Annotated in this window: 14 protein-coding genes; 5 read left to right on the top strand and 9 right to left on the bottom strand. The window is 54.8% G+C overall.

The window, feature by feature from the left end; genetic code table 11:
- Positions 1 to 160: 160 nt before the first annotated feature.
- Genes GC165_08720 through GC165_08730 form a run of 3 tightly spaced genes read right to left on the bottom strand, consistent with a single transcriptional unit; the run spans position 161 to position 3,104 of the window.
- Positions 161 to 1,273: a serine hydrolase gene (locus GC165_08720; protein MBI1332949.1), complete on the bottom strand. Its 1,113-nt coding sequence runs from the start codon at positions 1,271 to 1,273 to the stop codon at positions 161 to 163.
- A 26-nt stretch (positions 1,274 to 1,299) separates the two neighbouring features.
- Positions 1,300 to 2,355, bottom strand: a complete 1,056-nt coding sequence (locus GC165_08725; GenBank protein ID MBI1332950.1) for a helix-turn-helix domain-containing protein — start codon at positions 2,353 to 2,355, stop codon at positions 1,300 to 1,302.
- A 38-nt stretch (positions 2,356 to 2,393) separates the two neighbouring features.
- Positions 2,394 to 3,104, bottom strand: coding sequence for a polysaccharide deacetylase family protein (locus GC165_08730; GenBank protein ID MBI1332951.1), 711 nt, complete (start codon positions 3,102 to 3,104; stop codon positions 2,394 to 2,396).
- Positions 3,105 to 3,176: 72 nt separating this feature from the next.
- On the opposite strand from GC165_08730, the gene GC165_08735 reads away from it, so the two are divergent.
- Together GC165_08735 and GC165_08740 are read left to right on the top strand one after the other, a co-directional pair.
- Positions 3,177 to 3,713: a sigma-70 family RNA polymerase sigma factor gene (locus GC165_08735; protein MBI1332952.1), complete on the top strand. Its 537-nt coding sequence runs from the start codon at positions 3,177 to 3,179 to the stop codon at positions 3,711 to 3,713.
- A gap of 118 nt (positions 3,714 to 3,831) precedes the next feature.
- The gene (locus GC165_08740; GenBank protein ID MBI1332953.1) at positions 3,832 to 4,524 is read left to right on the top strand and encodes a hypothetical protein; all 693 of its coding nucleotides are present in this window, start codon (positions 3,832 to 3,834) and stop codon (positions 4,522 to 4,524) included.
- Between the two features lie 22 nt (positions 4,525 to 4,546).
- On the opposite strand, the gene GC165_08745 is transcribed toward GC165_08740, so the two are convergent.
- Positions 4,547 to 4,738, bottom strand: a complete 192-nt coding sequence (locus GC165_08745) for a hypothetical protein (GenBank protein ID MBI1332954.1) — start codon at positions 4,736 to 4,738, stop codon at positions 4,547 to 4,549.
- 40 nt (positions 4,739 to 4,778) lie between these two features.
- On the opposite strand from GC165_08745, the gene GC165_08750 reads away from it, so the two are divergent.
- On the top strand, positions 4,779 to 5,312 hold the full coding sequence (locus GC165_08750; protein MBI1332955.1) for a tRNA methyltransferase: 534 nt from the start codon (positions 4,779 to 4,781) through the stop codon (positions 5,310 to 5,312).
- A gap of 21 nt (positions 5,313 to 5,333) precedes the next feature.
- Entirely contained in the window at positions 5,334 to 6,653 is a 1,320-nt protein-coding gene (locus GC165_08755) for a serine hydrolase (protein MBI1332956.1), read from the top strand.
- Positions 6,654 to 6,655: 2 nt separating this feature from the next.
- On the opposite strand, the gene GC165_08760 is transcribed toward GC165_08755, so the two are convergent.
- A complete protein-coding gene (locus GC165_08760; GenBank protein MBI1332957.1) occupies positions 6,656 to 7,774 on the bottom strand; it encodes a hypothetical protein in 1,119 nt (372 codons plus the stop codon).
- Positions 7,775 to 7,939: 165 nt separating this feature from the next.
- Between GC165_08760 and GC165_08765 the strand changes: the two genes are divergently transcribed.
- Positions 7,940 to 9,148 carry a hypothetical protein gene (locus GC165_08765; protein MBI1332958.1) on the top strand — a complete coding sequence of 403 codons (1,209 nt, stop codon included), beginning with the start codon at positions 7,940 to 7,942 and terminating at the stop codon, positions 9,146 to 9,148.
- Positions 9,149 to 9,801: 653 nt separating this feature from the next.
- On the opposite strand, the gene GC165_08770 is transcribed toward GC165_08765, so the two are convergent.
- The 4 genes from GC165_08770 to GC165_08785 form a co-directional block, all read right to left on the bottom strand.
- Positions 9,802 to 10,434, bottom strand: coding sequence for a hypothetical protein (locus GC165_08770; GenBank protein MBI1332959.1), 633 nt, complete (start codon positions 10,432 to 10,434; stop codon positions 9,802 to 9,804).
- 55 nt (positions 10,435 to 10,489) lie between these two features.
- Positions 10,490 to 11,182, bottom strand: a complete 693-nt coding sequence (locus GC165_08775) for a PEP-CTERM sorting domain-containing protein (GenBank protein MBI1332960.1) — start codon at positions 11,180 to 11,182, stop codon at positions 10,490 to 10,492.
- Between the two features lie 84 nt (positions 11,183 to 11,266).
- Positions 11,267 to 11,554: a hypothetical protein gene (locus tag GC165_08780; GenBank protein MBI1332961.1), complete on the bottom strand. Its 288-nt coding sequence runs from the start codon at positions 11,552 to 11,554 to the stop codon at positions 11,267 to 11,269.
- Entirely contained in the window at positions 11,551 to 11,880 is a 330-nt protein-coding gene (locus GC165_08785) for a zinc-ribbon domain-containing protein (protein MBI1332962.1), read from the bottom strand. Before GC165_08785 ends, GC165_08780 begins: the two co-directional genes overlap by 4 nt.
- Between the last annotated feature and the right edge of the window lie 140 nt (positions 11,881 to 12,020).

The raw sequence follows: 12,020 nt of genomic DNA on the forward strand, positions 1-12,020 counted from the left end.
CACACCATACGCGAACCGAAGCCGAAGATTCAGGCTCTAGAAGAGTCCAACTGTGGCACTGGTAAAAGTCCAAGCTGGGATTTGCCGGCGCTCTCATCAAACAATGGCTTGAGCCAATTCTCAAATACATGAGGAGCTAACAGGTCGGGATCTAAGGAACTCATTCGTAAACCAATAGCCGAGAATCGATCGCCTGCAATACCCGCGCGGCAAATACAGACAAGTGCGGATGATCTTTCGACATCCTCCGATTGCTCAAAAGCACGATTCCAATCCGTTCTTCCGGGCAGAAAGCAATGTAACTGCTAAACCCCGGCAAGTTTCCATCCTGAAAAATGAACCGCTGCCCTTTGTTCGAAAAGACCTGCCAGTTTAGCCCAACGTAAAACGTGTCGTTGGCAGACCACTGGGTCGTTCCAGCCTTGCGATGGGCCAGCCGAACAGCAGCGGAGGATTCAGCGAGATTCCACTTCAGGTAGCGAAGCATGTCCTGGCACGAAGCCTGAAGCGACCCCGCAGCAGCAAGCTCCCTGGGAATTGCAGGCAGAAAGTCTTCCGTACGACAGTGAGCCCTTGGCACAAGGGCGGAATCACGCTGGAGAACCCCTGTCCTGGTCATCCCCAGGGGTTCGGTAATTCGGTCCTTCACTAGAACCAAGTAGGATTTCCCATAGACCTTCTCTAGAATAAGGCCCATCAGTTGGGCCCCCGCATTGGAGTAGCTGAACTTCGTCCCTGGCTTTCGATCAAGGGTAACTTTCTTCAAATCGGCAAAGAAGTCTTGCCGGGAATAGCCGTCGAATAAGCTCTGCTCTCGCCTAGCACCGGCCGCATAGTCCGCGGTCGGATCTCGATCTGGTTCGAAACTAAGTGGCAAATTCTGGGGCAGCGCCGAGGTGTGATTGAGCAACTCCCAAAGACGTATGGGTTCTCTATCAAACTGCAGATTGGCGTAGTCGCCAGGGAGATACTTGCGAACATCGTCGTCCAGCTTGACCTTCTTTTCGAGAACGGCTTGTGCGAGAAGAAGTCCTGTGAAAGTCTTCGTGATCGAAGCGATAGGATAAGGTGTTCGTCCGGTCGCACTTGTTTTTTTGTTTAAGATCAGCGCTCCAAAATTGTATTGATAAGTATGACCGCGAAGGCATATGCCGACCGACAAACCAATGGTATTCCCGTCGTCCAGACTCCGATGAAATTCCTTGTGAACAATCTGCCAGATGTCAGGTTTGCCGAGAAGAGCGCTCATGGCGAGACTAGCCAAAATCATCATTCCTAAAGCATAAAGTCCTCGCAAACTCAAGCGATAGGACGATATTGCAAAGCCACATAAGCGCCAGGTGTCAACCCGATGTGATTCGAAAAGAGACGCCCCATATGGGCCTGATCGAAGAATCCACACTCGACTGCGGTCTCCCCAATTGCTGTCCCTTCCCGCAAAAGTTCTTTAGCCCGGTCGAGACGATACAGAACTTGGTATTCGTGGGGCGAGAGACCAAAAACGGAGCGAAAGGTTCTGAGAACTCCGAAGCGACTAAGGCCCACGTGATGTCCCATCGTTTCAAGATCGATCGTCTCGAACCAGCGTTCATCGATGTACTTGCGCACGGCCTCTGCCAGTGGTCGCTTCGATAGGTGAGGATGAACCTCTGAATCAGACGTCCACGGATATCCTTTCATGGTGTGCCACTGACGTTCACGTACAACCGAATGATTGACGCCGCTAACCGAGCCCAGAAGCGGCCAGTCATTCGGCCCTACCGGCACCCGGAGGACTGGATGAATGGGCTTTGACGCCACGATAGTCCTGTGTTCAAAGTCGTCAGGCAAGTCCGACCGACGAAAAACGTAAACGCTTCCTTTCGTCCAGGGTGCGCTTGGCAAAGCCTGATAGTCGAGACCAAAATAGAATCGGTTGGGAGTCGTTCCCCCTTGGTCGGACATTGCAATCGTCGATTGCCCACCGCGTCCAAGTTGACTGAGCTTCGCTACGTCGAGGATAGCTCGGTAAATTGCCTCAGCACTAGTCGAAAAGGCGAAGTGCCGACGCTCAGTCCATCCACGAAGGTTGGCCGACAATTTGACGGTTGGCAGGAAATCGATGGCACATGAGTCGTTGGCTCCGAACAGAACACAGCCCTCATAGCAAACCAGATACTCCAGAAACACCCATTTGGGCAGGTCGCAAAATTCAGCATGCGGCACCGCGCCCTTGGACCGCTCGAACAGGTGACGGCATTTGGCTAGGAGCGACGTACTCCACACGGGCCGAGCATACAGATTCAAACTTTCGCGATCAAAATCGTGTTCGACCTCACCAGGCTCAAATACACGAAACGGAACTGGTTGCAACATCGTTGACTACCGAATCGGAAATCAAAAGGTTCCGACCGCTACCGCCCGAAACGAAACGCCCGCCACAGCTTATAGATAAAAACCGGAAGCGAAGTGTCGTTCCGAATCGCGATCCGCTTCAAGAGAAGCGGGTCCTCGCTCCCATCGTTCAATCCCTTCTCGCAGCTTGTCGCAAATTTGTAACCCGCCTCGCGCGCCCAGGCGACGCTCGACTCGTTATAGCCCCCATATGGGTAGCAGAATGTGTCGATAGAAAGTCCCAAGTCCAACTCCAGCAAGCGTCGACTCCCCACAATCTCGTCTTCCTGCTCTTGCCCCGATATCTCTGTTAGTCGCCGATGCCGACGCGTGTGCGAACCAAACTCGACTCCTTGCCCAGCCAGTTTCCGAATCGAGTCGGCTGACATCAGCGGATATCCGACGTCGCCGATTGCGACGTCCCATCCGTTGTCCTTGCCGATGAAGTCCGAAACCAAAAACACCGTTCCATTCATGCCGAACTTCTGCATCAGCGGAAATGCTGCGTCCTCAAAGTCCTGAAAGCCGTCGTCGAATGTCAGAACAATCGGTTGAGAAGGCATGGAAACCGAAAAAAGGGAATCCAAGCGGATGGTCTGATAACCCTTGCGAGACAAATAACGCAGGTGCTTTTCGAACAACGCTGGCGGAACGAACGTGCCCGGGTAGATCGATTTCGAATTGACCGGCGAAATCTTATGATAGGTTAAGATGGGAACCTTCGCGGCCACAAGAAATAGTGTATTCGATTTACATCCGCCAACTTTTCGCCGCCCTCGACACACTCACTCTTTCAAACAGCGATGAACAGTCCCCGATCGTCACCGTTCCAATTTGAGGAGCTCTTTGCCGAGTACGGCACGACGCTTTACCGGTTCTGTTATCGCCTCACCGGTAACCGGACCGAGGCAGAGGACCTGACCCAGGATGTCTTCGTTGTCGCCCTACGGGATGCGCATCGCTTTCGAGGCGAGGCTAACGTCCGCACGTGGCTGTACCAAATTGCCGTCTACCAAGCTCGCTCGTGGCGGGCCAAACGACGACGGGAACAGACGATCAGACGGGAGCAGGTCGCCCGACCCGACACGGCTGAAGAGCGGTTGGATATCGAGCAAGCGATCAATGCCTTGCCCGCCAAACTCCGACACGCTTTCCTCCTCGTTAAGGTCGAAGGTTTTACTTCCCAGGAAGCGGCCGAAATCCTCGGCTTGCCCGACGGAACCGTCAAGTTCCATGTGTACGAAGCCATCAAGCGAATGAAAGCCCAACTCGAATCCGGCGCCTATCCCGCCACCAAGGCTCAAACCGAAACCGAGCCGGGAGTCAACCATGCAGTGTGAACAAATCCAAATCGAAATGAGCTCCGCCAAAACCCTATCCCCATCCGTGAAACAACACATCGAGACCTGCACCGACTGTCAAGAATTCAGTCGATTCAATCAAGAAATAGCACAAAAAATGCAACAGATCAACATTCCGAATCCGTCCGCCGAACTCTTTGATCGCATCCGTTCTGCCCGTCCAAATCGACGCCTGACCCTACGCGCTTCGACCAAATTGGTAGCTGGCTTTGCCGCCGCAACCGCCCTCACGGTTGCGGCCTTTACCCTCTCCGGCGGCTCGGCCGAAGCCGCTTATCGGCAGATGGCAAACAGCCTGACCCGTGCCAAAACGGTTCATTTTTCGCTCTTTTCCAAGGACGCCAAGAAGGTCTACGAACTGTGGTGGCGACCCGGTGCATGGCGCGAATCCGCCGCACCCGATCTCGGTGGCGAGCGACTCAAACTCACCGCCAATGGTGGAGTCGAGTTCTATCGCTACCAAGACGGCGCGGTCCAGAAGATGAAGGAAATGGCTCCTCAGCCCACCGAATTCACGCTCGAAGCCATCGCTGATCGCCTCATGGACCCGCCCGCCAAGTTCGAATCGCAAGTGGTCGACGCTCAGACTGAAACCATCACCGCTACGAACAAAGGTGGCTGGAGCCGGATCATCTTCCGGGTTGACCGAGTAACTCACATGCCGCTTCACGGCCAGCATCAGAGCCTTGGAAATGGAGTCTGGACTAACGACGGGTCGTTCGATTTCGAGTTCGATAAACCAATCTCGGACGACAAATTCGATCCGAAATCCCTCGTCCCTCGACCATAAACAGGGCCCCGAAAGGGGCCAATCAACTTGGCCGATTCGTAGATTCGGGGTGATCCTCGCGGTACTGCTTCCGCGCCGCCGAATCCTTATCCATGATCCGCTTCGCGTATAGCGACCCCACGACCATAAGCGCCACAAACAAAAAGATCAGCGCACTGACCAGCAGGTAGCCGAGGAATTTGTTTTGGAAGATGACGTCGTAGCCACGAACCATGTGTTGAGTGTACTATCACTCTGGATTTAAGGCGGCGGCGTTGAAACAGATTCGTACAAAAGTGGGTATCCGAAAGGTCTTCAAGGAATTCGCCGACCAGCGCAACCCCATTCAACTCGCGATCCTCATGCAGGATTGGTCGGATGCCTACAATGTCGGCGGGATGTTTCGAGTCGCCGACGCTTGCGGAGTCTCCGAGCTCATCATGACCGGCAAAACGCCCGTCGTCGGCGATTCACCTCAAATCGCCGTCACCTCGATGGGAGCCCATCGCCGCATGCCCTGGCGGCACTTCGACCGTCATGACGACGCCTGCGCTGCCCTCAAAGCCGAAGGATATTCGCTGGTCGCGATCGAAGTGGCGGAGGGCGCTTGCCACTACATGCACTACGAATATCCCTCCAAGTGCTGTCTGGTCCTTGGCAACGAAGGCGCCGGGGTCTACGGAAACGTGATGAAGCAGTGTGATGGGGCCGTTTTTATACCCATGGCTGGCAAGGGGCGGTCCATGAACGTCCACGTCGCCGGAGCGATCGTTGCGTTCGAGGCGATTTTGCGAACCCCCGAACCTTAGAAAGTAAGTAATCTTTCTTGGATGCGATCGCAAGGGCAAACTCAAATAGTTGAACACGCTACCGCCCTATTGCGACGATTGGTGAAACACGATGGCCCTGGAGTTGCCGTTCTGATCAGATGCGGTAGCGAAGTGCTTTTTCGAGAATCGTATGGTCGAGCCGATATTGAACTCGACGTTCCGTTGTCGCCGAATCACGTTTTTCGAATCGCCTCCATCACCAAGATGATGACGGCAGCAGAGATTCTCAAGTTGAGCGAGGAAGGCAAGCTAACACTTGACGATCATGCAGACAAGTACCTTCCGGAGATTCCAGTGGCAAAATTCGTGACCGTTCGTGAGTTGCTTTCGCATACGGCTGGGATTTCTGATCAACCCACATTCGTCTCGCCTGACTTTGGAAAGAATGACCGCACGACGGAGGAGCTTCTCAAGGACATTGCTCTGCGGCCATCGGACTTTGACCCCGGAACCCGATGGTCCTACTCCAACGCGGGCTACGTTCTGCTGGGAGCGATTATTGAAAGGGTGACCGGAGCATCATGGAAGGACGCTTTTCACGAAGACATTTTTCTGCCGCTCGGTATGGCAAGAACCGGATGTTTTGGTAACGAGGTTATCATTCCAGGGCGGGTCCGGGGGTACACGACCGAGACACCGGATCGTTCTCCAAAGAATGCCGAGGAGTTTAGCCTTTCGGTTCCCATGGCATCGGGGGGCCTGCTCTCGACCCTCGACGACTTAGCCATTTGGGCCCAATCGTTGGCTTCGGGGAAGTTGATCAGCCTAGAGAGTTTCCGGCAAATGATCGAGCCGACAAAGACCTTACCGGGAATGCCAACGCGGCATGGGTATGGCTTCGGCACCATCCTGACTCGAGTGCGTGGCGAGTCAGCGATCGGTCATACGGGACAAATCCCAGGCTACACTTCGTGCCTAACCCACTTTCCAAGCCTTGATGTTACGGTTGTCGTCCTCAGCAATGACCACTACTTCGACGCCCGAGGAGCGGGGCGACGCTTTTCGGCTATTGCTCTCGGGCAACCCTATACCGAACCGGAGTTGTCAACGTGGAGCAAAGTCGAAGTGGAATCTGTTTTGGGCACGTATCAGGTGGATACGGAAACCACATGGACCCTATCGCAAGAAGACGGAAGACTCTTTTGTCAGCGGTCAAATCGAAATCGGGTCCCGATCCAATCTTGCGTCAATAGTGAACTCCATCTAGCTTTCGAACTAGACTTTTGGGTTCCGGTCAAAAATTCTGAAGGTGAGGTCGTCGGCATGAATCATTTCGAAGACGGAGAGGCACCGCCGCGATTTGTTTCAAGGATCGAATAGGCTTACTTCAGACGAACCAGGATAACGGCTTTGCCGCTCATATCGCCTGACAATCGAGTCGCCGCAACCGCTCTTGTCTCAAAGTCGATCGCTTCATTGATCTGCTTGACTGGCTGAGCATCTTCGAGGAACTGAACTAAGAGGTCCTTCCGTCGATCCTGAAGCTTACTAAGCCGAGTCGAAAATGCCGACTGGAGTTCCGATTGCCGATCGGTCGCCGGACCGTTGTAAACGCTGTCGATCGACGCGCCGCCTAGGGCTTCGATTCTCTTCTGAGCTTCCGCGAACTTCGCTGCCGGAACGATCACTAGCACGCCCTGAGCTTCGACGGTTGAGTCGAGTTTCATGTGCGTAAAGGTCCGCGCGGTTCCGCCAAGGGAGGACGCGATGCCGCTAATCTGCTCCTGTCCCTTCACGGGCTCAGGACCGTTCATCGAAATCGAAAGGTAGTGCTCGTTACCTGTGGCCGTGGGCTTCGCATTGGCGTCGGGCTGACCACCCGGAACCGGATCTGAAGGCAAATCGATTGCGTCGTGCCTACCGACCTCTGGCAATGGCCCGATGTCGCCCGGATCGAGCGGGACGATGTGTCCGCCAATCGATGGTGGAGCCGGTGAGAAATTCGGTTTTGCGTTCGTAGCCGGCGCGGTCGAAGCCACGACGGTGGATCGCTCGATGACCTTCGCCTGCGTTTCCTTTGGCGGAAGTGGGAGACCTTTATCGAGCGGTTGCCACGGGTCGAAATCGTTCAAGTTGTCAATGGCATGAAAAGTCGCATCGACCGACTTGGGTGCTTCCGTGGGGGTTGTGGGCGAGCTGTTCGCCACCACCGGTGCTGGTTGAGGCACTACTTTGGTCTCAGTCTTGGGTGACGACGTTGCTATTCGTCCTGCGAGTGCGCCGCCGATCAGGCAGATGGCCGCAATGAAAGCTCGGTTCTTATAGACCGGAATCTCTGGTTCAACTGACTTGGCGGGTTTTCCTTGTTGTGCCATCACGGAATCGAACGCACTAGGCTCGGCTTCGACGATATCCACCGGTTCCTGGGCATCGCCCTCGACGACCTGCAAGATCGGCTCAGACGCCTCATGCTCGTGGCTAATTTCGCGATCAGATTCCATCAGACGTATTGTCCCCTTCATTTTATCGGGAAAAACCGCGCAGTTCTCCAACTCTTTCCGGTTCGATAACCTTGGAGCCTATAGGTGAGGACCAGTCTAACACCTGTAGAGTTCCCAAGACGGCATTGGACCCAATTTGACAAAGAGAACGGAACCAGTGGTACCATGACGGTGCGCGAGGGGCGCACCCGGATCCGCGGAAAGGGCAGAGTCCACCCATCGAAAACGTGCTTCAAATACAAACCGAAGCGCCGCCAGTTTGCGGATCACTGGCTACGGCACCGAGGTTATATGACAAATCAAGCAGATCCGCACCCCTATTTGGTGCAGCTTCGCAAGCAGGCGAAGGAACTCAAATCGTCCCGTGGTTTAGCCAAGCTAACCGACGCTCAATTCGAACTTGCGAAGTCACTCGGCCATCCCAGTTGGCCGAAGCTCGTTCGATCCATCCAGCAAAAGGACCTCCAGGCGTCCATTCGTGATGGCGACCAAGCTCGCTTCGAACGAATCCTCGATGCGACCCCACGACTAGCGACTGCGCCGTTCGATGACGGCGGGACGCCGCTCATCATGGCCATCGAGTTCGATGACCCCAATATGATTTCGATCATCAAGAGTAAGGGCGCATCGATGAAGGATCATTACGAGGGATCGGCTCATTCGCCGCTCTCGTGGGCCCTCACGTACGGTTCGATGCATGCGGCGGTTCGCCTCGTCGAACTGGGCGAGATACCCGACCTATTTTGCGCCGGAGGTTTGGGGAGCGTCGATCTACTGAGCCGATTCTGGCCCAATGGTGAACTCATTCCCAACGCCAGCCGAACAGGCTCGTCGCGCTACGATGCGGAAGGGAAACGATTGCCTTGCCCACCACCCGATCCCAAAGATCAAGTGTCCGACGCCCTCTATCTCGCCTGTCGATGCGGTCGGCTCGACGCTTCCCGATGGCTTTTGGACCATGGCGCTGACCCCAACTGGTCTGCCTTTGCGGGAGGAACACCGCTCCATTGGGCGGAATTTTCGAACGCGCCCGGCTTGCCCGAACTGCTGGTCTCAAAGGGTGGGGATGAATCACGGATAGACCCTACTTTTCTGGCGACGCCGCACGTTTTTGGCTTTTTCGTCCTGATCGGCTGGGGCTTCCCGGCATGGCGGATCAAGGTTCGGCTGGATCAAGAACCGACGCTTGCCAATGCTCGCGGTGGACACGGAACCGCCCTACATGTGGCGATCTTCAACGATCGAAAGGACGTGGTCGAACTCCTCTTGGCGGCTGGAGCCGACAAAGAGGCTTTGAATGCCGAAGGAAAAACTCCATACGAACAAGCGCAGATTCTGGGTAAGACCGACTTGGCGGAGTTGGTACATCCTTAAGCTGTAGTTCGGCGAATCGCTAGCAATCTCGAATAATGGTCTCAGACTCCCCGGAAACACATTTGGAACCCGGGGACACCCCTTGCCGTTCATTTTCATATCGAAGACCGCTCTTCTCAGTTTCATGTCCGGTATCGAAAATGGCCCTGGAGGGCCCTACTGATAGTCCTTGTTCTTTGCGCAGGGTGCCATCGCGGCTGTTCGGAGCTTTCAGCGTGGGACGGTATCGAAGATATTTTCTATGACCTTGGTGAAAGCGATCCAGAAAGGAGCTTTAACCTCCTTCATGCCGAATGGACGTCGGCGCATCCGATTCTTTTTCCCAACACACATAGTATGCGAACACAGCGGACTCTAAGCGGGTGTTGTCTATTGCTTCGCTTCTATGATCGCTTGTCGGGAAGCGATCGAAACCAGATAGTGGACGAATCCCGCGCAGAAGTGAATGACGATGACTACGTCACTGAGTTGAAAGCACTTATGCGTATCAAGATTCAAATTCAATCCAAGGGTGCTTTATCGCTTACATCTAAACAGAAGAAGCTTTGGGATGAGGAAAGCATCCATTTTGGGAACAAACAGTAAAGGCACATCAGCTGATGTGCCTTTACTGTAAAGAACCTCATTGGGAAACTGGAAGTTAAACAGTTGGATTAGTCGCTCAGCGTCGCTTTCCACTGGTCGTTCAGTTCATCGAGCGTGCTGCCGGTGTAGTCCTTCCAAAGGCTTTCCTTATAGAAGTCATCGTGCAGAGCCTTGTTCAGTTGAACCACGATGTCCTTGTCCTTGTTGCGAACGACCCAATCCAGGAACGCGCCCGTGGTTCGGTAGCTGGCGCGAGCATCGGCTTTGGACTTTTTCACAATCGGTCGCTTATTGACCGGCTCAAACGCAAACCAGCGGACATAGTCGGCGATACCCTCGACGAGCCAGACCGGATCGTATTTGGGATAGTGCTGGGCCACGTGGCAAAGCTCGTGGACGACGAGACCGGTGTCGTCGGGGTGCTGAGAGGCGTACTTGGCGGCGACGTGGATCGTCAGACCGTCCGCATAAGCAACGCCGTCGGCGTTGAAGTCGATGATGATTTTGACGTCAGCGAGGCTGCTTCGCGGGATGCCGAGCACATCGGCAGTCTTCGGATACTCCTTCTTGGCAAGCGCTTCAGCGTCTTTGGTGAACTTAGCCAGGTTTTCGAGTTGCTTCGTGTCGAAGTCGATCTTAGGGCCGTCGGTCTTCGGACCCTGCAGAGCCAGCGCACAGATGAGAGTGAGGCCAGGGAGCATAACCGGAGTATATCAACTCCACTCCCTGGCCCGCCATTAGCTCACCGTAGGAAAGTTACTTCTTCCGCCGTCGAGCCAGCGCCAGGACGCCAATGCCCAGAACCGCCAGCGAGGCCGGCTCCGGAACCGGAGCGAACGTGGAATAGAGGCCGCTGATCTCGGTTTGTCCAACGTTCGTCAGGTCGTACTCGGCGACGCGGGCGTAAGACGTTGCGTCGGTATCCAGGTAGAAGAACTTCGACGAGGTGCGAGGATCGAGACCACCACCACCGGCATCGTCGAGGAAGTTGAAGTTGACGAATCCTCCCGGAGTATTGAAGAGGAGAGCCTTGGTCGGACTCGTGTCCCCAAGGCTGGTCGGATCCCAATCACCATCGTAAGTCGAGGTGATGAAATTGCCGAGCCGAAGGTCGGAGATTTTCCCCGCCGAGTTGGCATCGTTAAACACTCGCCAAGCGAAGAAGTACGTGCCGTCGGCCTTCAGAACCACCCGATTCTGAACTTGACCAGAAACCGTGCCGCCGTACGCCGAGAACGAGAAGGGAACCAGGTCGTCTTCGACGACGGTTCCGCCAGGTGTCTGGGTTCCAGGAAGTGGCGTCCATACGCCAGGTGTGAGAATGACAGCGTTTGCCGAAGCAGCCGCGACGAGCACGAGGCCCGCCAATAACATGCGATTTGTTTTCATGTGTTTGTCCCCAAATGTATTTGAAGCGGAGGCGGTCAATCGACCGACCAATCCAGGCATTATTATCCACAGGAAGTCCTTGTAAATCTGCAGGGGAATCGCTTATGCAGGTCCTTAGTCCGTCGTACTTTTGGCCGACAAGGGCTATGGATGAAGCCAAGTCCAGCCCGGAAGCAGGTTTGGATTGAGCTTCATCACGACCCAAAACGTCAGCACCAAGATCCAGAACCCGGCGGCAATAAGTGGGTAGCGAAGGTAGCACTTCGTGTCTCGCTTGCCCCGAACATAACCCACGATGAACAGGGTGGCAGATAAGAGCGCGGCCAGCGGCAAGGCGAATTTGCCGGCGATCAATGAGAACGTGGCGATCTTGCAATAGGCGAAGGCAAGTCGTCCGGCCTTATCCTTCGTGGCTTCTTGTTCAGTACTCATTGCTTCCTCATGTAGGCAACGTTTAGAACGTACAGAACGATGCCGACCAGGATGGACGCTGGGCAGCCAAGTGAGGCAACCAGAAACCAGACATTCGAGGCCGTCGTTGGAGAATCTAGAGAGAAGTTCAGCCAGCAACCGCCGAAAGCGACAAGGGGCAAAATCAGGATGAACATCGCAATGATCCAGGGCGAGAACCGATGGGAAGACACCTTTCCATACGGATGTCTTTCGTTGATCAGCGACGCTCCGCAATAGGGGCACCATTGTGCGCCGTGCAGAATCGGCTTCGAGCAATGGGGACATTTCTGTTCGGGAATAGACATATCAAGGTGGTCCGGTGAGAAAGTGAATCAGGCTAAGAACGGCAGTACAGACGCCGCCAAAGAAGGCGATGGAAAGAAGGTTGGGGGATTCTAATGAGAGGTACCCCGTAGCGCCGGTGAAGAGGAAGCAGGCGGTGACG

The organism is Armatimonadota bacterium (assembly GCA_016125185.1).
GTDB lineage: Bacteria > Armatimonadota > Fimbriimonadia > Fimbriimonadales > Fimbriimonadaceae > Fimbriimonas.